The organism is Pseudomonadota bacterium (genome assembly GCA_030859565.1).
Lineage (GTDB): Bacteria > Pseudomonadota > Gammaproteobacteria > JACCXJ01 > JACCXJ01 > USCg-Taylor.
In genome coordinates, this window is the sequence record JALZJW010000021.1 from 16,702 (window position 1) to 39,270 (window position 22,569).

General features: G+C 62.0%; 19 protein-coding genes and 3 pseudogenes. 13 read left to right on the top strand and 9 right to left on the bottom strand.

Translation table 11 applies throughout. The features are described 5' to 3' along the window. Window positions 1-153: 153 nt before the first annotated feature. The gene (locus M3436_04975) at window positions 154-696 is read left to right on the top strand and encodes a transposase (protein ID MDQ3563505.1); all 543 of its coding nucleotides are present in this window, start codon (window positions 154-156) and stop codon (window positions 694-696) included. Window positions 697-1,079: 383 nt separating this feature from the next. Then, window positions 1,080-1,631 (top strand): DNA-3-methyladenine glycosylase I, encoded by a 552-nt coding sequence (locus M3436_04980; GenBank protein ID MDQ3563506.1) that lies wholly within the window; start codon window positions 1,080-1,082, stop codon window positions 1,629-1,631. Window positions 1,632-1,966: 335 nt separating this feature from the next. Here the strand turns inward: M3436_04980 and chrA are convergent, their stop codons facing one another. The 3 genes from chrA to M3436_04995 form a co-directional block, all read right to left on the bottom strand. After that, a complete protein-coding gene (gene chrA, locus M3436_04985) occupies window positions 1,967-3,319 on the bottom strand; it encodes a chromate efflux transporter (GenBank protein ID MDQ3563507.1) in 1,353 nt (450 codons plus the stop codon). A 441-nt stretch (window positions 3,320-3,760) separates the two neighbouring features. Further along, window positions 3,761-4,852: an AmmeMemoRadiSam system radical SAM enzyme gene (gene amrS / locus M3436_04990; GenBank protein ID MDQ3563508.1), complete on the bottom strand. Its 1,092-nt coding sequence runs from the start codon at window positions 4,850-4,852 to the stop codon at window positions 3,761-3,763. 9 nt (window positions 4,853-4,861) lie between these two features. Continuing rightward, window positions 4,862-5,029, bottom strand: a complete 168-nt coding sequence (locus M3436_04995; GenBank protein MDQ3563509.1) for a hypothetical protein — start codon at window positions 5,027-5,029, stop codon at window positions 4,862-4,864. 957 nt (window positions 5,030-5,986) lie between these two features. On the opposite strand from M3436_04995, the gene M3436_05000 reads away from it, so the two are divergent. From M3436_05000 to M3436_05010, 3 genes are all read left to right on the top strand, one after another. Then, window positions 5,987-7,741, top strand: coding sequence for a SagB/ThcOx family dehydrogenase (locus M3436_05000; GenBank protein MDQ3563510.1), 1,755 nt, complete (start codon window positions 5,987-5,989; stop codon window positions 7,739-7,741). A gap of 106 nt (window positions 7,742-7,847) precedes the next feature. Then, entirely contained in the window at window positions 7,848-10,109 is a 2,262-nt protein-coding gene (locus M3436_05005) for a glycosyltransferase (protein ID MDQ3563511.1), read from the top strand. Next, window positions 10,106-11,593, top strand: coding sequence for a glycoside hydrolase family 130 protein (locus M3436_05010; GenBank protein MDQ3563512.1), 1,488 nt, complete (start codon window positions 10,106-10,108; stop codon window positions 11,591-11,593). Before M3436_05005 ends, M3436_05010 begins: the two co-directional genes overlap by 4 nt. Before the next feature lie 148 nt (window positions 11,594-11,741). Here M3436_05010 and M3436_05015 read toward each other — a convergent pair. Then, a pseudogene (locus tag M3436_05015) lies at window positions 11,742-12,062 on the bottom strand (PLP-dependent aspartate aminotransferase family protein). Window positions 12,063-12,225: 163 nt separating this feature from the next. On the opposite strand from M3436_05015, the pseudogene M3436_05020 reads away from it, so the two are divergent. Then, window positions 12,226-12,429 (top strand): annotated as a pseudogene (locus tag M3436_05020) (hypothetical protein). Between the two features lie 200 nt (window positions 12,430-12,629). On the opposite strand, the gene M3436_05025 reads toward M3436_05020, so the two are convergent. Continuing rightward, complete coding sequence (locus tag M3436_05025; GenBank protein MDQ3563513.1) at window positions 12,630-13,343, bottom strand: hypothetical protein; 714 nt, start codon at window positions 13,341-13,343, stop codon at window positions 12,630-12,632. 399 nt (window positions 13,344-13,742) lie between these two features. Here M3436_05025 and M3436_05030 point away from each other — a divergent pair, with 399 nt between their 5' ends. Both M3436_05030 and M3436_05035 read left to right on the top strand, forming a co-directional pair. Next, window positions 13,743-14,420, top strand: a complete 678-nt coding sequence (locus tag M3436_05030; protein ID MDQ3563514.1) for a response regulator transcription factor — start codon at window positions 13,743-13,745, stop codon at window positions 14,418-14,420. Next, window positions 14,398-15,825 (top strand): HAMP domain-containing histidine kinase, encoded by a 1,428-nt coding sequence (locus tag M3436_05035; protein ID MDQ3563515.1) that lies wholly within the window; start codon window positions 14,398-14,400, stop codon window positions 15,823-15,825. The genes M3436_05030 and M3436_05035 overlap by 23 nt, the downstream gene beginning before the upstream one ends. 56 nt (window positions 15,826-15,881) lie before the next feature. Here the strand turns inward: M3436_05035 and M3436_05040 are convergent, their stop codons facing one another. From M3436_05040 to M3436_05055, 4 genes are all read right to left on the bottom strand, one after another. Further along, entirely contained in the window at window positions 15,882-16,547 is a 666-nt protein-coding gene (locus M3436_05040; protein MDQ3563516.1) for a GGDEF domain-containing protein, read from the bottom strand. Then, window positions 16,517-16,798, bottom strand: coding sequence for a cyclic nucleotide-binding domain-containing protein (locus M3436_05045; protein MDQ3563517.1), 282 nt, complete (start codon window positions 16,796-16,798; stop codon window positions 16,517-16,519). The genes M3436_05040 and M3436_05045 overlap by 31 nt, the downstream gene beginning before the upstream one ends. Before the next feature lie 103 nt (window positions 16,799-16,901). After that, a complete protein-coding gene (locus M3436_05050) occupies window positions 16,902-18,062 on the bottom strand; it encodes a PLP-dependent aspartate aminotransferase family protein (protein MDQ3563518.1) in 1,161 nt (386 codons plus the stop codon). 14 nt (window positions 18,063-18,076) lie between these two features. Further along, complete coding sequence (locus tag M3436_05055; protein MDQ3563519.1) at window positions 18,077-19,432, bottom strand: cystathionine beta-synthase; 1,356 nt, start codon at window positions 19,430-19,432, stop codon at window positions 18,077-18,079. A 223-nt stretch (window positions 19,433-19,655) separates the two neighbouring features. Between M3436_05055 and M3436_05060 the strand changes: the two genes are divergently transcribed. The 5 genes and pseudogenes from M3436_05060 to M3436_05080 all read left to right on the top strand — a co-directional run. Further along, window positions 19,656-21,281 carry a hypothetical protein gene (locus tag M3436_05060; protein MDQ3563520.1) on the top strand — a complete coding sequence of 542 codons (1,626 nt, stop codon included), beginning with the start codon at window positions 19,656-19,658 and terminating at the stop codon, window positions 21,279-21,281. A gap of 61 nt (window positions 21,282-21,342) precedes the next feature. Continuing rightward, window positions 21,343-21,443 (top strand): annotated as a pseudogene (locus M3436_05065) (reverse transcriptase). A gap of 69 nt (window positions 21,444-21,512) precedes the next feature. Beyond that, entirely contained in the window at window positions 21,513-21,722 is a 210-nt protein-coding gene (locus M3436_05070; GenBank protein MDQ3563521.1) for an addiction module protein, read from the top strand. A gap of 15 nt (window positions 21,723-21,737) precedes the next feature. Further along, complete coding sequence (locus M3436_05075) at window positions 21,738-22,250, top strand: hypothetical protein (protein MDQ3563522.1); 513 nt, start codon at window positions 21,738-21,740, stop codon at window positions 22,248-22,250. A gap of 128 nt (window positions 22,251-22,378) precedes the next feature. Then, window positions 22,379-22,569 (top strand): transposase (locus tag M3436_05080; GenBank protein MDQ3563523.1); only part of this gene is annotated, 191 nt, incomplete at its 3' end.

Sequence of the window (22,569 nt, forward strand, 5' to 3'; positions counted from 1 at the left end):
CTGAATTCCCACAATACCACGGTTACGATGTCCATGACCTACGGATGTTGGAGCGCACGTAGCATTTCTCGCGCGAAGCAGCGCATCAGCGTCCTCCGTGGACGAAACCGTACCCCACTGAATTCTTCTAAGACTCACGATGCGCAAGGCGAGATGCGGACAGGGGCAGCGTGGGTCGGAGACGCGGGACGTGCGCGCACGCTGCGCGGGGCTGGGGTGACCGCCGATCAATACCGGGTGGGTACCGTGGTGTGCGTGCAGGCCAAGGACATGAAGGAACCCTGGTGTCTGGCCGCGAGTACCACCACCGAGAGCGCCAGGACACTGATTGACTACTACGCCAAACGCTGGGGCATCGAGAGTAGTTTCCGGGACACCAAAGACCTGCGCTTTGGCATGGGGATGAGTTGGATGCGCATCGGCTCGCCCGCACGGCGCGATCGCCTTTGGCTGCTCAACGCCTTTGCAGTGGCCCTGCTGAGCCTCCTCGGTGCGGCAGGCGAGGCCTTGGGGTATGACCGCCACTTGAAGGCCAATACCGTCAAGCAGCGCACTCACTCGCTGTTTCGGCAAGGCTGTATGCATTACGAACTCATCCCCAATATGCCCGAAGAACGGTTGCGTCCCCTCATGCGACGCTTTGGCGAAATGCTGCTCGAACATCGCACCTTCTCAGAAGTGTTCGGTGTCGTATGAAAATGAGGGGATGGCTAAGCCATTCTGCATCATTCTCGATTCGTCATCACCGTTCCAGCGGGAAAATGCCCTTAGGAAGCGGCCCCTGGGTTAAGCGCCGCGGAAGCTGCTTGATCTCCTGAGCCGGTGCCTGCTAACCTTTGACGAGCGAACAAGGACAACAACGTGCTATGCACGGAGGTCACTATGAAACGCATGTTCGGAATCGCATGCTTGAGCGTGCTTGTCCTATTCGTTAAGAGGCATGACCAGAGGCTTGGAAACACGCCGGCCGCTTCCTATGCTGTTGACGACGGCGTCGCGTGTTAGAACCCGCGATTCCTCGCCTCGCCGATGACGGAGATCACGAACGGCAGGCACCGCGCGAACGCTGCCCCTGGGCGCTGTCGGATGCCTTGTACATCGGTTATCACGATACCGAGTGGGGCGTGCCTGTGCACGAGGACCGCAGATTATTCGAGTTTCTGGTGCTGGAAGGCGCCCAAGCGGGCCTGAGCTGGCTCACGGTTCTAAGAAAACGCGAGAATTACCGCGTCGCCTTCGATAACTTCGATCCCGCTACCGTGGCCAACTACGACGCGCATAAGATCGCCCGGTTGCTCGAAAACTCCGCCATAATCCGCAATCGGCGCAAGATCGAAGGCGCAATCAATAACGCGCGGGCGTTTTTACGAGTTCAAAAGGAGTTCGGAAGCTTTGATGCGTATATTTGGGGCTTCGTGGACGGCACGCCTCAGGACAACCACTGGCGCAGCATCACCGAGCTTCCCGCCCGTACTGCTCAGTCCGACGCACTCAGCAAGGATCTCATCCAACGAGGCTTCAAGTTCGCGGGCTCGACCATCTGTTATGCGCATATGCAGGCGACGGGCATGGTCAACGACCATATCGTCGGCTGTTTCCGACATGCGCAATTGCGGTCCGGCCGGGCTTAGACCCGGTGGTCCGGGGCGGCCGTCATCGGGGAATCCAACGCCGAATCCGACCATCCGGATCTCATCACCAATGGACAGCGTATCTTCGCGTCTTGGAGTGCCCTCGATCACGGCTATAAACTCATCCCTATACTGTAAAAATTGGAATATGCGACGCCTTCGATTTCTGGCGCCTTCCTTGGTCTTTGGGCGGGTGCAGCCGCGGCCCAGGACTGTCACCGCTTTGTCCCCGGTAGCTTGACGCAGATCCTCGGTACTCGGGGTGCGCGGACATGCGACAAATTGTCGCACCCCCTCAGGGCGGTATGCGAAAGGCTATTAGCTAGGTACGGTCGTTAGCGCAGGTAGGTAGCGACGAAACCCAACGCGCCACAGGCGCCAATCACGGGAATGATGCCCCACTGATAGCGCCACATGGCGACAAAAGCGGCGGCACCGATAAGCGCGGCGACGCTCTCGAACGGCCTGGCGAACCCTTCGGGCCAGAGAACGTGAACAGCAAAAAAAACCGCGAGATTGAGCACGACCCCAACGACCGCCGCGGTGATGGCGGTCAGGGGCGCCGTAAATTTTAAATCGCCGTGCGTGGCCTCCACCAGCGGACCGCCGATTAAGATGAACAGAAAGGAGGGTAAAAACGTAAAAAATGCCGCCACCCCCGCCCCTATGATCCCCGCCGTCGCCAGGGCTTGGGGGCCGAAAACTTGCTCGCCCCACGCGCCCACGAATCCAACGAACGCCACCACCATAATCAAGGGTCCGGGCGTGGTTTCACCAAGCGCAAGACCGTCCATGATCTGCGCGGTTGTAAGCCAGCGAAAGGACGCGACCGCCCCTTGATAGACGTAAGGCAGGACCGCATAGGCCCCACCGAAGGTCAAAAGCGCCGCTTTGGTAAAAAACCAACCCATCTTTGGCAGGGTTCCCTCGCCGCCGTGAAGCGCATAGAGGCCGCCCAAGACGACGCCCCAAAGAGCGACACCGATCGCGGCGTAGCGCAACAGCCGTCCCCGCTGGAAGCGGGCGTGGTCGGGCGTTGGGGTGTGATCGTCGATCAACGCCGGACGATGAGCTTCCGTTGCTGCCTGATGGCTCGCGATGAGGCGAAACTTTTCCGGAAATCGGCGGCTGCCCAGGAAACCTATGGTCGCGGCGCCTAAAACAATGGCTGGAAAAGGGACATCAAAGGCGAAAATAGCGATGAATGCCGCCACCGCAACGGCCCACAGGGCCTCGTTTTTTAAAGCCCGCTTGCCGATCCGGTAGGCTGCGAAAACGACGATGGCGGTTACCGCCGGCTTGATCCCGTAAAGAACACTCGCGACGGCCGGCACATCGCCAAACGCCATGTAAGTCCAGGATAGCCCGACCAATATCACCAGAGACGGCAGGGTGAAAAGCGCTCCGGCGACGATTCCGCCCCAGGTTCCATGCAGCAGCCAACCGATGTAGGTTGCGAGCTGTTGCGCCTCCGGCCCCGGCAACAGCATGCAGTAGTTCAACGCATGCAGAAAGCGCCTCTCCGAAATCCACCGGCGCTTTTCGACCAACTCTTCGTGCATGATGGCAATTTGGCCCGCCGGCCCGCCAAAACTGATAAAACCAAGTTTCAGCCAGTACTTAAAGGCGTCCCGGAAGCTCACCGGGGCCGGTCCGCGGATGACCGCTGGGTGTTTTTCTTCTAGCAGACATCCCTCGCGAAATCAGGTTTCATGCGCGCTGGAGGACGAGATGCGGCCAACGAGCGCTAGCCGTGCGGCCGAGAAGGTAGCAGAGGGTTGTCGCCAACCCTCTGCTTTTTGGTGCTATCTACTTTTTGGTGCTATCGTCTGGTCGATTGGTCCAGATTAACACGGCCCAGCAGACAACGGACATAGCTAATAATACCCACATTCCAGAATCGCCATCCATAATCGTTCCTCCTTCCGGTTCGTTATAGTTTATGTTAAACGACGACGAAAACCGTTTTTCTTCCGGTTTTTATCGGCTCGCCTTTCTTAAGGCAATTTGCATCCGGCAGCGAACAGATGAGACATGCCCGCCTATAATATACAGAAATTATCTTGGATGCGGAATAGAGAACCGTTTCCGCGATACCCGCGTCAGCAGCAAACGGGGTTTCGTGCACGTCAAGCCGCGAAGTCCCGGAGGCGCACGGGCAGGCGCCGCGCGCCCCAACACCCCGGCCGCGGCTCGAAGACGCCCGGGCACGGCATACCGCAGGCGGCACAGCGCCCGCCGGTGCCAAGGTTCCAATCGCTGAGCGTGTACCAGTCGCGCCCGATGAGCGTCGTCCCGCACCGGTGGCAGTAGGTGCTGGCGCCGGCCTTATCATGCACGTTGCCGGTATAGGCATAGCGGACGCCGTTGCGTAGCGCGATGTCGCGCGCCCGGGTGAGGGTGGCGGGCGGGGTGCGTGCCTTATCCATCATCTTCCAGTCGGGATGGAAAGCGGTGAAGTGCATCGGCACCTCGGGGCCGAGGTTCTCGACGACCCAGCGGGTCATCGCGTCGATCTCTTGCTCGGAGTCGTTTTCGCCGGGGATCAAGAGCGTCGTGATCTCGAACCAAACTTGGGTCTCGTGCTTGAGGTATGTGAGCGTGTCGAGCACCGGTTGCAAGTGGCCGCCACAGATCTTCCAATAAAATCGTTCGCTGAAACCCTTGAGGTCCACGTTGGCGGCATCCATGTAGCGGTAGAGTTCGGCGCGCGGCTCCGGACAGATATATCCGGCGGTAACTGCGACCGATTTGATTCCATATTCCCGGCACGCCTGCGCGACGTCGATGGCGTATTCCATGAAAATCACCGGATCATTGTAGGTGTAGGCGACGCTCGCGCAACCGAGGGCCTTGGCGGCGCGGGCGATCCGATCGGGGGCCGCCTGGTCGGCCAGCGTGTCCGTCTCCCGCGACTTGCTGATGTCCCAGTTCTGGCAGAACTTGCAGGCGAGATTACAGCCCGCGGTGCCGAAGGAGAGGGTCGGCGTACCGGGGAGAAAATGATTGAGCGGTTTCTTTTCGATCGGATCCACGCAGTAACCGCTCGAGCGCCCGTAGGTGGTCAACACCACCTCTCCGCCGCGGTTCGCGCGCACGAAGCACATCCCATCCTGGCCTTCGTGCAGCTTGCACGCGCGCGGGCATACGTCGCATTGGACGCGCCCGTCGGCGAGGCGGTGCCAATAATGTGTGGCGTGAAACGACTCCGTTGATTGCATGTAGCAATTCTAGTCCCTCGGATGGCTTTTCGCTTCTATCAGCGTTGCGCCGAGCCGATGACGCATCGCATTGGTCACCGCGAGGGCCTCAATCGAGCGCAGCCGCACGCCCAAGTGCGTGAGGATGTCGAAGATGGGGGATTGGAATCGGAACGTCCCCCAGGTCTTGCCGATCAACACCCGTCAACGACCACCGATAGAACCTGCCGTCGAGAGGTAACGGGTAGGGTAAACTGGGAAGCGGTCATAATCGTTCTCATACGCTGGCTACGACGAAGGAAGCTCGGGTTATTAGTGGCGCACGAGCAGCGTCCCATATCAAAGGTACAAAAAACCGGGTAGAATATCAGAAAAGGAGATAACCGTGCATAGGCAGAACCATAATCACAGGCAGTATCAGGTCAGACGATTGGATACCCACCCTCCTCCCGAAGGCTGGGAGTTACAGCGCGTGGTGGTGCGGGATGGAATTTCGTTCGACTTCTCCCCCCTGGTTTATACCACGGAGACGGAGGCACTGGAGGGGGGTGAAAGATGGGTGTGTGCTGGAAATTAGAAGCGCCTGAGACGGTAAGACTAAAAACAGTGGTGTGGGGGCGCTTCCCCCATCCAAAGGAATCGATCCATGAGCATCAAATATCTGTTATATACACGTGACCGCGTGGTGGGGTGGACTGACCAAGAGCGAGGTTTGACGGGGATACATGTTGAATATGGCCTGAGAGATGGGAAGGGTCTATTACATACCTCAGGTATCGCCCGGTTAGAGCTGGCGAGCCGCTCCCCTAGAACGCACGTTGAAGAGCTTAAGCATTGGGATTCGTAAAACGGCCAGCCCAGACGAGGCTACCCTTACATGCAGCTACTTTCTGCGCATGTACAAGTTGATCCAACTTCGGCATCTCCCTGTCGAACTACACTGCAAGCTGAAAGCTCGCGCGGCCGTTGAGGGTTTGTTCCTTTCAGACTATTTGCTGCGGGAAGTACGCAGAATCGCCGAGCGGGCGGCGGTTAATGAGCTTGCGGCTCGTCTTGCGCGACGAGCGTCGGTTGCTCGCCGTGAATCACCCGCACGTCTAGTGAGGGCTGAGCGCGACGCAAGGTGATTGCCGCCGCCACCACCAGGTAAGGGCGATGGAGACGCGCTGGGTGACCGCCGCGAGAGCTTCCGAGACGGCCAACACGCCGGATTTCGACCAACCGCCGGAATCTGCCTCGGCGCTAGACATCACACTAGCGTACCATGATCGATCGAAGCACCATCCGTTTCGGTTTGCGCCCGCTCTAGGTTACATGGACTGGGACACGCAACCCGATCCAATGCGCCGATTCGAAGGCGCCGCTTTGCTGCTGCTCAATCTTTTGCCGTTGGGGCCCGAGCCGCGCTATGAGCCCGCGTTCGCGCTCGGTCACATCGCCCGAACCCCGCTGGACCGAGTCTCGATCTCCCAACTCTTCCAGGATGCGCTCGCCCTCTCCGCCTGGAAGCAGGCCGGGAGCTCCCGTTGGTCGCTCCGGGTCAATCCATCGAGCGGCAATCTTCATCCGACCGAGGGCTACCTGGTCGCCGGGCCCATCGCCGGTCTTCATCCACGGCCCGCGGTCTACCACTACACACCGTTCGAGCACGCACTCGAGATCAGGGCGGAGCTGTCGGGTGAAGCGTGGCTGAAGATCGCGGCACAGCTTCCTGATGGTGCTGTCCTCGTGGGCCTCACGTCCATCCACTGGCGCGAATCGTGGAAGTACGGCGAGCGAGCCTTCCGCTATTGCCACCATGACGCCGGTCACGCGATCGGAAGCTTCGCTGTGTCCGCCGCGGGGCTCGGCTGGGAGGCGAAGCTGCTCGATAGCGTCACCGACGGCGATCTGGCTGTGCTACTGGGGGTGCACGTCCAGACCGGGGTCGAGGCCGAGCACGCCGACTGCCTGTTGGCCGTTTTCCCGCAGTGCGCCGGCTTCACGATCGACGCGCAGCGAGTGTTCGCCATTCCGGGCACGGTGTTCGATGAGCTCCGTGGGACGCGCTGGACTGGAGTGCCGAACCGGCTGAGCAGCGATCATCATCCGTGGCCCGTCATCGATGAGGTAGCCGCCGCAACGGAGAAGGTCTCGCCCCCTGACGAGACGTTCTGGTCTGCAATCGATTTCGACAACAGCTCCCTCGAGATCGGCGACTCGCCGCTCGCGCTTCGCCGCATCATCCACCAGCGGCGAAGCGCAGTCGCACTCGATGTCCATACGGGGATCACCCGCGACGCTTTCTATCGGATCCTGCTCAAGCTCATACCCGGCTCGCGGCAGGTCCCGTTCACGACGCTACCGTGGCGCCCTTGCGTCGATCTCCTGCTCTTCGTCCACCGCGTGCCGGACTTGCCCCCCGGCCTCTATGCCCTGTTACGAGACTCCGCGCGCAGGCAGGCGCTCGAAGACGCGATGCATCGGACCTTTGTCTGGACTCGACCAGCCGGGTGTCCTGCGTCCTTGCCTCTTTTCTTCTTGGTGGAAGGGGATGCGCGCTCTGCCGCCCAACAGACGAGCTGCAATCAGGAAATCGCGGCTGACGGCGTCTTCGCAGCGGCCATGCTTACCGAGTACCGCGCGTCGCTCGAGGCGTTCGGGCCTTGGTTCTACCGCCGCCTGTATTGGGAAACAGGTGTCATCGGACAGGTTCTGTATCTCGAAACCGAAGCCAGCGGCATTCGCGGCACCGGCATCGGCTGCTTCTTCGACGACCTCACGCACCAGGTCTTCGGACTGACTGGAGACCGTTTCCAGGTGCTCTACCACTTCACCGTGGGCGGGCCGGTCGACGATCCACGCCTGCGGACCGATCCACCGTATCAGCACCTCGCGCGCGCCCACGGCCGCGAGGTCCCGCGGGAGTAACGCCTATGTCGAATCGCCTCGCTCACAACCGACATCCGGATAGGCTTGTCCTCTACGCGAGATCGGCAAAACCCCTCGTCGCCCCACGGGTATCCGGTTGAAACCGATGGACTCGACCTTGCCGATTGCGTTCGTCGGGACCTATCCGCCGCGCCGATGCGGCATCGCCACCTTCACCCGCGATCTCTCCGCGGCGGTCGGCGCCGCCAGCGATCGCGTACTCCCAATGACCATCGCGGTGAGCGATCCGGGAGGTCAGTACGAGTACCGGGGTGAGGTCAAATACGAGATCCGGCAGGCGGTCAAGGCCGACTATGCCCGCGCGGCCGAGTTCGTCAACTATTCGGACGTGCGGCTTCTATCCATCCAACACGAGCACGGCATCTTCGGCGGCGATGACGGCGCGTACATCCTCGACCTGCTGACGGCGCTGCGCACGCCAACCATAGCGACGCTGCACACCGTCCTCAAGCGGCCTTCAGACTCGCAAAGAGCGATCATCCAGAAGATGTCCTTGCAGTGCGCGCGGCTCGTCGTGATGAGCACGGTCGCGGCAGATCTGCTCGGCGCGTCTTACGGGGTGAACGAGCGAAAGATCCAAGTCATCCCGCACGGGATCCCCGAGATGCCGCCTCGGGACCAGCAGCGGCTGAAGGCCAGGTTCGGCGTGTCGGGCCAACGGATGTTGCTGACGTTCGGGCTCCTTGGCCCCAACAAGGGTATCGAGACGGTCATCCGCGCACTTCCGGCGGTGATCGAGACATTCCCCGATGTCGTTTACTTCGTCGTCGGCGCCACCCACCCCATGATCGTGCGCCGCCACGGCGAGGCATACCGGACGTCCCTCGAACGCGAGTCCGAGCGCCTCGGCGTCCGCGAACACGTGGTTTTCCGCGACCAGTTCGTCTCCAACGAAGAGCTCTGCAGCTATCTACAAGCCGCCGATATCTATCTCAGCCCTTACCAGAACGAGGCGCAGGTCGTGAGCGGCGCGTTGTCCTACGCGATGGGGGCGGGAGCGGCCGTCGTATCGACGCCGTACTGGCACGCCCAGGAGCTCCTCTCGGACGGACGCGGACACCTGTTCCCGTTCGGCGATCACGGCGCCTTGAGCGCCGCCCTGCGCTCCCTCCTCGGCTCTCCCGCGGAGCTCGAGCGCGTCCGACGCTCCGCCTTCGAGTTCACCCGGTCCATGGCATGGCCGCGGATCGGAAAGGCGTACCTCGAGCTTGCGACCAAGGTGATGGCCGAGGCGCCCACCAGATTGACGCCCATCCAGCCGACGCGCGCCAGCAGCCTACCTGAGCTGCGCCTCGATCACCTGATCCGGATGACCGACGATACCGGAGTGATCCAACACGCCACTTACAGCGTTCCCGCGAGGAACACCGGGTACTGCGTCGACGACAACGCGCGCGCTTTGATCGTCGCGCTGCGCGCGGACCGGGTGAGCAGCGACCCACAGATGAAGCGTCTCGTGACCACGTACCTCGGCTACCTGCACTGCGCCCAGCGCGATGCGGGTGACTTCCAGAACCTGATGAGCTACGACCGCACGCAGGAATCGGGTCCCGGCTCGGAAGACTGCCTGGGCCGCGCCCTCTGGGCGCTGGGGACCACGGTCGAGCTCGCAGCCGACGACGGCTGTAAGCTGCTGGCAAGGGAGATGCTCGACCGCGCCTTGCCGAGGGCGATGGATCTCGGCCCGCGCGGCACTGCGTGGACCATCCTCGGCCTGGCGAGCTTGGCCGCCGCGGAGCCGTCCGCCGACGCCGCCCGCAAGAGCCTGGGCGTCCTGGCCGACAAGCTGGTCCGGCGCTATCAGGAGGAGACCACAGATGACTGGCGGTGGTTCGAGCCGACGCTGACCTACGACAACGCCATCATCCCGCTCGCGCTCTTCAGAGCCTTCTCCGTGACGGGCGAACGGGCGAGCTTGCGCGTGGCGCGCGAGTCGCTCGAGTTCCTCGAGAACGTCTGCTTCGGGGACGGGCACCTGACGTTGGTAGGCAACGCCGGCTGGCACTGCCGCGGCGGCAAGAAGCCGCACGCCGACGAGCAGGCGATCGACGCCGCGGCTTTCGTGCTCGCCTTTCGGGGCGCCTACCTCGCGACCGGCGATCATCGGTACCTCGGCCGCATGCGCGAATCGTTCGCGTGGTTCCTCGGCGTCAACCGCCTCGGGACGCCGCTCTACGACTCCGTGACCGCGGGTTGCCGGGATGGTCTCGAGGCCACCCAGGCGAACCAGAATCAGGGCGCCGAGAGCACGATCTGCTTTCTGCTGTCGCTCCTCGAGATGCTCGAGCTTGCGGGCGAAGGCCTCGAGCACACGCTCGCTGGCCGCTTCGAAGGGGTCGAGGCATGAGTAGCTCCGGATTGGCCGTAACACGAACCGCGCACACCCTGCTGCCGAATCCCCGCCGCGTGATCGCCAAGCCGTACCTGCCGGGCGAGGAAATAATCCCCGGGGACGACGCCCGGGCGGCGCTGCTGATGGATCGCATCCTCACGATCCCGGAGCCCGAGGTCGCCTCGGTGCTCGCGAGCGTGATGGCGAGCTTCTCGCCGCGCCACAAAGGCTTCGAGCAGACTCTGGAGAGGCATTTCGAGCTGGTCGCGCACCTGATCGCGCCGGCGACTCATCTCAGTCGCGAGCGGCGGCTGCTCATCGGCACCTATTTCACGCACGAATACTCGGTCGAATCCGCCGCGCTGTTCAACCCATCGATGGTGCTCGCGCCCGACCAGACCAAGCTCCGACCCGGCGAGCGCCGATTCGTGATGAGCCTCCGGGCCGTGGGTGAAGGTCACATCTCGTCCATCGAGTTTCGCTCCGGCACGCTCGACGCGGCGAGCGAGGTGACACTCGACCCGATGGGATCGAAGCTCGTCAGTGGGCGGCGCACCGCCCCCAGCAGCTACGCCAAGCAAAATTTCGCCGCTAAGCTCGTCGAGCTCGGTGCGGCCAACGAAATCGCCTCGAGCGTGCTCGCTCGGCTCTCGGAGCGCTTCACGCTCGACGATCTGGAGCACTCGCTTGCGCTGTTGGCAGAAGATGGCCTTCCCCCTGCCATTCGCTACGAGACCGCGAAGATCATTCACGTCCTGGCCTCGTCCAACTACGTGACCACTTTCCCGGCCGATTCCGAACTCTGCGAGCGGGTGATCTTCCCCGCCGGGCCGAACGAGACGCGCGGAATGGAAGACGCGCGCTTCGTTCGCTTCGTCGAGGACGACGGAACCGCGAAGTATTACGCCACATATACGGCGTTCGACGGATTCGAGATCCTGCCTCAGTTTATAGAGACAGAGGACTTCGTGTCCTTCACGATCTCGACCCTAAACGGCGCCGCGGCGCAGAATAAGGGCATGGCGCTGTTCCCGCGTCGAATCGACGGCAAGTACGTAATGCTGGCACGAAAAGATCGCGAGAACCTCTACCTCGCGATGTCGAAAGACGTGCGGTTCTGGAACGACGTCACCGAACTGCACAAGCCATCCAAGCCATGGGAGCTCCTGCAGATCGGTAACTGCGGCTCGCCCCTCGAGACCGAAGCCGGGTGGCTCGTGCTCACGCACGGCGTGGGGCCGATGAGACGTTACACCCTCAGCGCCCTGCTCCTCGATCTCGCCGACCCCCGGCGGGTGATCGGCTGTCTACCGGTTCCGCTTCTGGCTCCGGACGAGACGGAGCGCGAGGGCTACGTCCCGAACGTCCTGTACTCCTGTGGCGGCCTCATCAACGGCGACACACTCGTTCTTCCCTACGGGTTCTCTGATCACGGGATCAACATCGCGCTCATCTCGGTGGCGGAGCTGCTGACGAAGCTGCGGAGTTCCGCGGTTTGAACGCCCATTGGAGATCGGGCCATGCCAACTGGGGAGTCTGGAGAGACTCTACCCTCAGCGGCATCCGTCACCGGTGTCGAGGTCTCGAACAGTCTTATGCCAAATCTCCATGTGAGGAGCAGTGGTTTTGACATGGGCCACGCCGCGCTCAGGCGAGTGCGAACTTCAGGTCCTGAATAAGGTACTCCACATCCTCGATCCCCACGGATAAGCGCACCAGGGTGTCACCGATGCCGAGTGCTTCCCGAGTCTCGGCAGGCAATGAGGCATGGGTCATGATGGCGGGATGCTCGATGAGGCTCTCGACACCCCCTAGGCTCTCGGCCAAAGCGAAGATCCGGCAGCGCTCGAGAAACCGCCGGGCATCCTCGATCCCGCCCTTGAGCACCGCCGTCAGCATGCCGCCTGAACCGCGCATCTGGCGCCGCGCGAGCGCATGCTGGGGATGGCTTGCGAGGCCCGGGTAATAGCCGAGTAGGGCGCATTAGGCGACAGCCGTAATGCGCCGAATGCTGGCCGAACACATGCGGCGGAATACATGGCGAGAATACCTCCTGCGTTATGGGTTGCTGGCTATTGCCATCCCATATTCTGAGGATTCTCGCCTCTTTGTTATAGCTGACTGCGGCCCTCACGGCCACGGGCAGGGTTACACCGACCTCAATTTCCTCATCCCGGATCTCGTGAGCGGGATCGCCTACCGCAAAGGACCTTATTACGCCGATGAATGCGCCTTCTCCGCGGCCGGGGCCGCCCACATCGAGTATGGCAATACCCTGGATCGAGCCATTGTCCAATTCTCGGGCGGGAGCTTCGACTATAACCGGGGGCTGCTCAGGGTGGTCGGGTGCTCGAACCCGTGGAGCATTACCATGTCGGCACGCCGGTTCGCCTCCCTCTATTGCACGTTCTCTCAGAAGGCCTTCTGCTGACGACACAGAGGTACACGAAGAGTGGGACTCCATTCGCCTCCGCCACTCCTGTGATGCCAGTGCGAATGGAGCCCGCGATTCTCGACACCTGCTGCTTTTAGCGCCTACTCGACCAGGAAGCAGCTCTCGACCGCGGTGTTGTTGCCCGTGGACGTCCTGGCGATGATCTCGAACTTGAGCGTGCCACCGAGGGCGATGAACTCGGACGGAACCAGGAACTCCGTCACCGTGGGCGGAAGGTCCACGGCGAACTTGACGTCCCCCTGCTCGACGAAGAACTGGTAGCGGACGATCTCGACGTCCCCCGACTCGCCGATCTCGGGATGCGACTCCGTCACCGGCTCCCAGTCAATCACGACCGGATCGCCGCTCACGATCGGGAGGTCCTCCGCGTCGCAGTCCTCGGCCGCCGGACTCCCCGCGACGGTGATGCCGTCCGCCGGGGCCGCCATGACGTGGCTGAGCTCCACCGTGGCCTTGAGCACCTCTCCTTCAAGGCTCCTGGCCCTGATGTTGTAAGCCCCCTCGGGGAATCGGCGGAAGAAATCTGCGGGATCCAGCTCGTCGAAGCTCGGCTCGGCGCTCTCAAAAAACAGCTCGGTGAGACCCTGGCGTACCAAGCGCCCTTTGGGTCTGACTTTCAGTATCGTGTGCCGTTTCGGGTCCCTGATCGTCAGCCTCGAATAGGGCCCTCCATCGATCAAAGAGTGGATGCCCAGGTCTCCATCGGTGTCGTTGAGCTCGAAGAACAGCTCGGCATCCTCGAACTCGGCGGCCCAAACCGCCGGGGCAGCGGCCCCCAACGTAAGAGCGGCCACAGTCATTCCAAAAACGGGCAACCTACGTGTGTGTTTCTTCATTTTCGATTACTCCTGTTCGTTTGTCAGTTGGATTACCTTCTCGACCGCCACGGCGGCAGAACCGTGGGTTTGTCGAGAGCGCATAGGCTATGCGGCCAACCTGACCACAAGCTTGTCGGAACATGACCATCTGCCAATGTAAGGCGGATATTCATGCCGGTTCCTAGACAAGCCCTCGCCTGGTCTTCTAAAGTGACGCTACCGGCACCGGGCGGAGCTGCATTTGGGCTTGGAAAGTATTGAAGTGGCCGCACCAAGCCCTCGCTTCGCCAGCGTGTTTAAACAGGAACGCGAGCTCAAGCAGTTGGCTGCAGGTCGCCGCGTGCCAGTCAAGGGAAACAAGGGTACTGCCTTCAGATGCGCCTATTACTGATCGAAGATGACCTCACGATCGCCTCGTTCGTCAGCAAGGGGTTGAAGGAGGCCGGTTTCGTCGTCGAGCATGCAAGCGACGGCAAGACCGGGCTGCACATGGCCCTCACCTCGCGTTACGACGCGGCCGTGATCGATATCATGCTGCCCGGGTTGGACGGTCTCGCGATCATCGACGAGCTACGGCAGCGGCGCATCAAGCTGCCGGTTATCATCCTGAGCGCCAAGCGATCGATTGATGAGCGCGTCGAAGGGCTCGAGGCGGGTGGCGATGATTACCTCACCAAGCCTTTCTCGTTCTCCGAGCTGCTGGCGCGCATCCAGGCCTTGATTCGCCGGGCGAACGATACACCCGAGCCCACCAGGATCACCGTTGGGGAACTCTCCATCGATCTGCGTATGCGGGCGGTCACGCGCGCGGACAAAAAAATCGCCCTTCAACCCCGGGAGTTCCTCTTGCTCGAATATCTCGCACGTAACGCCGGGCGAGTGGTTTCCAAGACGATGATCATGGAGCATGTCTGGGACTATAACTTTGATCCGCAGACGAACGTTGTGGAGTCCAGGATCTGCAGGTTGCGGGACAAGATCGACAAGGGCTTCGACACACCCCTGATTCATACTGTGCGCGGGATGGGCTATGTTCTTAAAGACACTCCGTAGCCTGGGTCATACGCTCGCGCTGCGCTTGACGATCTGGTACGCCGGCATCTTCGCGGCTTCCTCTATTCTCGCCTTTACGCTGGTCTATGCATCGGTGGTATCTGTCGTGCAGGAACGAACCGACGCGGATTTGGAAGAGGACATCGAAGAGCTTGCCTCTTTCATGCAGTCGGGTGGACTCGATCGGGTGAAGACTGAGATCGCAGCGGAAACGCAAGGCGAGGAGGCCAGCCAAGCTTTCTTTCGCCTGTGGGCGCCCGATGGTCGCGAGCTCATGGCCACGGACCTGTCGTCGTGGCCGGGATTGGGCAACCCGCTAGAAGTCCTGGCAAAAGTTGACAGCGCCGACGAGCCGATACTGACAACCCTCGCGCTGCCGCGGCGCGCGGACAAAGTGCGCATCATCTATGGAACCATCGCGCCCGGTCTGGTCCTTGAGATCGGCGAGTCGCTGGAAGATGATGAGGAGCTTATAGCGGCTTTGTTGAGGGGGTTTCTCATCACGCTCGTGGCCGTCACCATGCTCGGCGGCCCCATCGGCTGGTTCATGGCGCGGCGGGCGTTGCGCGGCGTTCAGGAAATCACGCGGACGGCGACCGAGATCGCGGACGGCGCGCTGGACCGGCGCGTGGAGGTGCGATCCCAAGGCGATGAGCTCGACACCTTGGCGCGGACGTTCAACACGATGGTTGACCGCATTCAGGCACTCGTTATCGGCATGCGCGAGATGACCGACAACCTGGCGCACGACCTCAGAAGTCCGCTGGCCAGGATTCGCGCTTCTGCCGAGACTGGTTTGACCAGCGGTGGATCAAAGACGGAAGCCGAGGCTCTGGCGGCGGCGATCACCGAAGAATGCGACCGACTACTGGAAATCATCAACACCACGCTGGATATCGCCGAGGCGGAATCCGGGGCCGCCAAACTTAAACTCACGGACATCGACTTGGTCGAGCTCGTTCACGACGCCTTAGAGTTATTCCAGCCCATCGCCGAGGATAAGCAAATAACAATCACTGCCGATTCGCCCGATCACTGTCGGAGCCACGGCGATCGGCAACGGCTGCAACGGGTGGTCGCTAATCTCCTAGATAATGGCTTGAAGTATACGCCGACTGGAGGGCGCGTGACGATCAAGCTTGTCGCGGAAGGTGGGCGGGTCGCGTTATCGATCGAGGATACGGGTATCGGAATATCGTCCAATGAATCGGCCCGGATCTTTGAGCGCTTCTACCGCTGCGATCGAAGCCGCTCGAAGCAGGGAAACGGATTGGGTCTAAGCCTGGCGCTGGCGTTCGTGCGGGCCCACGGCGGCGACATCACCGTCAACAGCACCCCAGGACAAGGCAGCACGTTCACCGTTGCGCTTCCTCAATCGCGCCACGGCCGGTATCTCCAACTGTAGGCCGTGCTTTCCGATCCGCTTACACGCCAGCAGCAACGCGCTCAGAAGCGCCTGCCTCACGCCGGCTCCGCCTCGTTGGTGACAACGCGGTTGCGCCCCGCCTCCTTCGCCTTGTACAGGTTCTGGTCGGCGGCCTTGATGAGCGCGGCGTCGCCAGTGGCGTCCCAGGGATAGATTGCCACGCCCGCGCTCACCGTCACCTTGCCAAGCGGTTGCGTGCTGCCGCCCTTGAATGCGTACGCCTCGACGTTCTGGCGCACGTGCTCTGCGAAGCGCGCCGCCTCCTCGCGCGTGGCACCGTAGAGCAGCGCCACCAGCTCCTCGCCTCCATAGCGTGCCGGGATGTCCCCGCGCCGGCCCGCGTTCTTGAGGATCGCCGACACTTGTACCAGGACCACGTTGCCCTCGGAGTGGCCGTTGGTGTCGTTGTAGTGCTTGAAGTGGTCGATGTCAAAGATGACCAGCGAGATCAGGTCGCCGGTCTGCCGGGCCCGCTCCAGCTCGATCCCGAGGCGCTCGCGGAAGAAGCCGTAGTTGTACAGCCGGGTCAGCACGTCCGTGATGGCCTGCTGGTGGGTCTTGGTGACCTGGCGGGGGGGGGAGCGCACGCGCTCCATCTGGAGGCAGTACAGCTCCTCCAGCATGTCCGGGCGCCGGTGCAGCAGGTTGCGGAAGTCGGGGGCCAGGATCTTCAGGATGCGGCAGGAAGTTTGCGCGCGCACGGCGGCGGAGCGGAGCGTCCGTCCGTGGATGCGAGCTCACCCACCAGCGCCCCCGTGTCGAGCGTACGCAGGATGACCTCTTCGCTCTCGTCTCCCGCTTCGAGCAGGACCTCCAGCGTCCCGTCCAGCACCAGGACGACCGAGTCCCCCGGGTCTCCCTCGTGCCAGAGCATTGCTCCCGCGCCGAGCCGCGTCTCCGTCCCGATGCGGGACAGCTCCGGATAGAAAGCTTGTAGGCTCCGCTCCGCCAAAGGTGCACGCTCCGTTTCGGTGATCGTATCCTAGCGCGGCGCGCGAGCCGCGGCCAGCGAAATTGCCAGCCCGGTGCACACCGTCAATGGAGCGCCGCCGCGCTCAGGCGAGTGCGAACTTCAGGTCCTGAATAAGGTCCTCCACATCCTCGATCCCCACGGATAAGCGCACCAGGGTGTCACCGATGCCGAGTGCTTCCCGAGTCTCGGCAGGCAATGAGGCATGGGTCATGATGGCGGGATGCTCGATGAGGCTCTCGACACCGCCTAGGCTCTCGGCCAAAGCGAAGATCCGGCAGCGCTCGAGAAACCGCCGGGCATCCTCGATCCCGCCCTTGAGCACCGCCGTCATCATCCCGCCTGAACCGTGCATCTGGCGCCGCGCGAGCGCATGCTGGGGATGGCTTGCGAGGCCCGGGTAATAGACCCGCTCGACCTTGGGATGCCGTTCCAACCACTCCGCAACCGCCGTGGCGTTCGCCGTGTGCCGCTCCATGCGCAGCGCCAGGGTCTTCATACCGCGCATTACAAGGAAGCTTTCGAAGGGGCTCGCGATAGCTCCGATCGCATTCTGCAGGAAAGCGAGCCTCTCGGCCAAGGGCTCGCTCGCGGTGACCACCACCCCGCCCACGATGTCCGAATGGCCGTTGAGGTACTTGGTCGCCGAGTGCACCACCACGTCGAAACCGAGCTCTAACGGCCGCTGCGCCCAGGGCGTGGCGAAGGTGTTGTCCGCGACGCTCAGGACACCGCGCTCGCGCGCCACGTCCGCGACCATTCCGAGATCGACCAGCTTGAGGAGCGGATTACTGGGCGTCTCCACCCAGATCATCCGGGTATTGGGGCGGATGGCCCGCTCGAGCGTCCCGCGATCGGGTAATGGAGTAAACGTGAAAGCGAGTCCCGCCGAGCGCCGTCGTACCCCCTCGAAGAGCCGGGTCGTACCACCGTAAAGATCGTCGAGAGCCACGATGTGCGCACCGCTGTCGAGCAGTTCAAGCACGGTGGCAATGGCACTCATGCCCGAGGCAAAGGCGAAGCCGTCGCTACCACCTTCGAGGTCGGCCACGCAGCGCTCGTAGGCAAGCCGGGTGGGGTTCTTGGTGCGCGAGTAGTCGTAACCCTGATGCACGCCCGGACTCGATTGCACATAGGTCGAGGTTGCATAGATCGGGGTTATTACAGCCCCGGTCGCGGGGTCCGGAGGCTGCCCCGCGTGGATGGCACGAGTAGCGAATCCGTGAAGTTTGTTGGGCGGGGACATGGGTTACTCCTCTACTATTTCATCCTGCGGCGAAGATAGTTCAAAAGGTCGATGCGCGTGATGAGGCCGAGGAATTTCTGATCCTCGACGACGATGGGGACCATACCCTGTTCATAGATGCCGAACAGGTCCTCGATGGGTGTCTGGGGCTCGACCGTCTGCAAGCGCGTGGTCATGACCGCCACGACCTTTTCCCGGAACCGCTTGTCGTCGCCGTAGACCGCGTGGAGCACGTCGGACTCGTCGATGATGCCCACGATCCCATCGCCTTCGAGCACGGGGAGCTGGGACACGTCATAGAGCTTGAAGCGCCCGTAGGCCGTGAGCAGCGTGTCCCCGCGCCCGACCGTGACGACCGCCCGCGCCGAATGCAGCCGCGAGATGAGGTCGCGCAGATCCCCTCGCCGCCCGCGCTCAAGGAACCCTTGGTCTGCCATCCAGTAGTCGTTGTACATCTTGGACAGGTACTTGTTACCGCTGTCGCAAACGAAGGTCACCCGCTCGGGCTGGTCGCGCGTCCGGCAATACTGCAGCGCTGCGGCGAGCAAGGTCCCCGAGGAGGAGCCGGCGAAGATCCCCTCCTTGCGTAGCAACAGCCTTGCGGCCTCGAAGCTCTCCGCATCCGTGATCGTGTACGCTTCGCGCACTCGGGAGAGATCGCAGATAGGGGGAACGAAGTCCTCACCTATGCCCTCAACCAACCAGGAGCCCGCCTCACCCAGCGTCCCGGTCTTGACGTAGGGCGCGAGCACCGAGCCCCCGGGGTCCGCGAGCACCATCTTGACCTCTGGGGCGACCCGCGCGAAGTAGCGGCTCAAGCCCGTCAGCGTGCCGCCCGTACCGACCCCGCAGACCACTGCGTCGAGGCTGTGCCCCATCTGCGACCAGATCTCCGGCCCTGTGCCCTCCTCGTGAGCTTTCGGGTTGGCGGGATTGGAGAACTGATTGACGTAGAAGGCACCCGCTCGCTCGCCTGCCAGGCGCTCGGCGATGTCCTGGTAATACTCGGGGTGGCCACGCCCGACGTCGGAGCGCGTCATCACTACTTCCGCTCCCAGCGCCTTAAGGTGGAAGATCTTCTCCTGGCTCATCTTGTCGGGGATGACGAGCAGGAGCCGGTAGCCCTTGCGGGCGGCGATGAGGGCCAGCGCAAGCCCGGTGTTCCCGGCCGTCGCCTCGATGAGGAGACCACCCGGACCGATCTTACCCTCATGCTCGGCCGCCTCGATCATGGAGCGGGCAATGCGATCCTTGATGGATCCGCCCGGATTCTGGCTCTCGAGCTTGACGAAGAGCCGGCAAGGCCCGGTGTCGAGCCGGGTGATCTCCACCAGCGGTGTGTTGCCAATCAGTTCGATAAGGTTGCTCACGGGTGCACGCGCTTCCGCAGTGCCGGCCTGACGCTCATGTCCCTAGCTTAACTACATCGACCCGGCGGACGCTAGAGGCACAACGCGGCAATCGCGCTAGAATACGGTTGTATGAGGAGGTTCGATACCGGCCGGCACGAGCCACACGGTCAGAAACATCGGCAAGACCACGAACCATTGGTATTACGGTTACCGCCTTGCGCGCAGCGAATAGCAAACCAAGATGATCACTGCCGCTTATCGCTGGATCGATCGCAACATTCTTGAGCTCGGCCGCGAAATGCGGCTGTCCTACCTGCCGCCGCTCATGGTCTACATGGGGGCGGGCATCTCGGGTCTGACCGGCATCGTCGGGACCTTCTTCGTCAAGGATTACTTGGGCCTCTCCGCCGCCTTCCTCGCCGCAATTGGCTTCTGGGCGGGGATCCCCTGGGTGCTCAAGATGCCGCTGGGGCATCTGGTCGATCTCATCTGGCGCTGGAAAAGCCTGCTTGTCTATCTGGGCGCGAGCCTCATCACCGTGGGCTTGCTCATCATGGTGTTCCTTATCGGCGAGCGCGAGGCCATGACGGCCATCATGCCGGCGGAGGCGTGGTTCGTGGTGAGCGCGCTGCTCTCGCCGATCGGCTATGTGATCCAGGACGCGGTCGCCGACGCGATGACTGTCGAGGCGGTGCCGCGCGTCGATGAGCACGGCCGTCCCATCGACCCGGCCACCCGCAAGCTCATGCACACCACCATGCAGACGCTCGGGCGCGTGGCCATCATCGGCGGCAGCACGCTGGTGGCGCTCATAAACCTCTACCTCTTCACCGGCGTCGAGAAGCTCCCGCAGGCGGAGATCGCGCAGATTTACCGAGACGTCTATTTAATGGCGCTCAGCATCCCCGCGATCTCGGTGCTGGGTGTAGTGAGCGCCTCGTTTCTCAAGGCGCGCGACCGGCGCCGCCTGCTGCGCGCGGGCAAGAGTCGCGCCGAGGTGCAGGCACTGATCCTGGAGCACGTTGATGCGACCAAACCCAACTGGTGGATCCTCGGCGGCAGCCTACTGTTCGTGGTGTTCACGCTCGCCGTGGGTCTCGGCAATCTGCCCTACAACGAGGAGATCGTGTTTGTAGGCTCCTTCGCCATCGTCACCTTTCTCATCGAGCGGCTGACGCACGAGCTCAGTCCCGAGGCGCGGGCGACGCTCATCGGCACTGCCATCGTCATCTTCGCCTTCCGGGCCACGCCCACTCCGGGCCCCGGCGTCACCTGGTGGATGATCGATGAGTTCAAGTTCGATCAACACTTCCTCTCAGTGCTATCGCTAATCGCAAGCGCGCTCACCTTGGTCGGCATGTTCATCTTCCGCCGCTTCATAGCCGAGCGCTCGATCGCCTATGTGGTCGGCTTCCTGACCCTTGTTGGCTTTGTGTTGGCGCTGCCCATCCTCGGCATGTACCACGGCTTGCACGAATGGGCCGCCGCGCACACCGGCGGGGTGGTGGACGCGCGCTTCATCGCGCTGGTCGACACCGCGCTCGAATCGCCGCTCGGCCAGATCGCGATGATCCCGATGCTAGCCTGGATCGCGAACTCCGCGCCCGCCAACCTCAAGGCCACCTATTTCGCGGTGATGGCCTCCTTCACCAACCTGGCGCTCTCGCTGAGCCAGCTCGGCAGCAAGTACTTGAACCAGATCTTCATCGTCATCCGCGAGGTCCGTGATCCCGCGACCGGCGCCCTCCAGGTGCACGCCGACTACAGCCAGCTCGGGACCCTGCTCAGCGTGCAGATCCTGCTTGGGCTCGCCCTGCCCTTCGGCGCGATCCTCTTCGCCCGCCTCTCCAAGTTCCGCAGCGCTTGACAGACCGCCCGGCAAGGATCTGGCCCCGAGCTGGGAATCATCGCGGAGGTCCCGTTGAACGTTCTTGCCGGACTCTTATGGCTACGACCCGGACGATCGGCGTTGGACGCGGTAGGGATCACGCGTGAGCGATGCTGGCGGTACGCCTGGGTTCTTGAGTTTTTTCGATAGCATGTGCGCTACCGGTTAGGTGAGCTACACTAACGCAGCAGAAATTTGTGAGGCTTTGCTATGAACACGAAACAGCTTGAGCTTTCGATCGATGAGCGCATCAAACTTGTCGAGGACTTGTGGGACAGCATCGCTGCGGAGCAGGAGGTGCTGCACCTCACCGACGAACAGAGGGCAGAGCTCGACCGATGTCTCGACACTTACGAGGCTGACGGCAACCGCGGCCGCTTAGCGACTGACGCTATAGCTGAGATCCGAAGCAAACTGTGAGGCATCAACGAACTTATGCCCATGCCCGTTGCCCGCTCTACTGAAGAGCTTGTTAAAGCCTTGGAACGTCACGTGCGACTGTTGCGCGACTACGCGACAAGAGCATTTCGAAACGGTGACTTCGACTATGGGGGCGAGATCGCCGGAAAGCTGCGTCTGCTCGTTACGAAGTTCGGATCGAATCGACCATCGCTCCTCGATCTCATGGCCCAGACCGGCATCGGGCCATCAATTACTCTCGGCGGGCCGCCCATTCATCGAGCGCCGGGAGAACCGGAACCAGGCGACACGATCTCACTGGCCCGGTATCTTGAGTTAACCGCAATGGGCGTCCGAATTCAATCCGGTCAGTTTGTTGTACTCAACAAGATCCAATTCATTCGGGCCTGGGCGGAACAAAGCGGGTCTTCACACGAAGACTGGTCCCAAGATTCAGTGTTTGTCGAAAATTCTTACGGCGCAAATCTTCATCGGTGGCCTTCACGGCGCCTTAGCCGAACTGGCAACCACTACAAATGCCGTACTTAGCGTCGCTGAGCGCTTCCTTTCGGAATGGCAAGTTCGAAATCGCGAAGGTGACAAAGCCCGCGTAGGATGTGCTGAGGAACGAAGCGCATCGTTCGAGTGAGAAACCTTTCAAAGGTTAAACGGACTTCATGACGGAATATCGCCGTGCTCATGTTCCAGGTGCAACCTGGTTTTTCACGGTCAATCTCGCCGAGCGCAAGGGTAACCGTTTGCTGGTCAGTCACATCGATGCGTTGGGATGGGCTTTTCGGTACGTCAGGGAACGACATCCATTCCGGTTGGAGGCGGTGGTGGTCTTGCCGGATCATCTCCATTGTAT

Bases quoted from the DNA above. Each gene is read 5' to 3' on its own strand.
- M3436_05005 (MDQ3563511.1), top strand. From the start codon at position 7,848: ATGGACTCGACCTTGCCGATTGCGTTCGTCGGGACCTATCCGCCGCGC.
- amrS (MDQ3563508.1), bottom strand. From the start codon at position 4,852: ATGCAATCAACGGAGTCGTTTCACGCCACACATTATTGGCACCGCCTC.
- M3436_05035 (MDQ3563515.1), top strand. From the start codon at position 14,398: ATGTTCTTAAAGACACTCCGTAGCCTGGGTCATACGCTCGCGCTGCGC.
- M3436_04975 (MDQ3563505.1), top strand. From the start codon at position 154: ATGCGGACAGGGGCAGCGTGGGTCGGAGACGCGGGACGTGCGCGCACG.
- M3436_05030 (MDQ3563514.1), top strand. From the start codon at position 13,743: ATGCGCCTATTACTGATCGAAGATGACCTCACGATCGCCTCGTTCGTC.
- M3436_05000 (MDQ3563510.1), top strand. From the start codon at position 5,987: ATGGAGACGCGCTGGGTGACCGCCGCGAGAGCTTCCGAGACGGCCAAC.
- M3436_05060 (MDQ3563520.1), top strand. From the start codon at position 19,656: ATGATCACTGCCGCTTATCGCTGGATCGATCGCAACATTCTTGAGCTC.
- M3436_05070 (MDQ3563521.1), top strand. From the start codon at position 21,513: ATGAACACGAAACAGCTTGAGCTTTCGATCGATGAGCGCATCAAACTT.
- M3436_05075 (MDQ3563522.1), top strand. From the start codon at position 21,738: ATGCCCATGCCCGTTGCCCGCTCTACTGAAGAGCTTGTTAAAGCCTTG.
- M3436_05010 (MDQ3563512.1), top strand. From the start codon at position 10,106: ATGAGTAGCTCCGGATTGGCCGTAACACGAACCGCGCACACCCTGCTG.
- M3436_05050 (MDQ3563518.1), bottom strand. From the start codon at position 18,062: ATGTCCCCGCCCAACAAACTTCACGGATTCGCTACTCGTGCCATCCAC.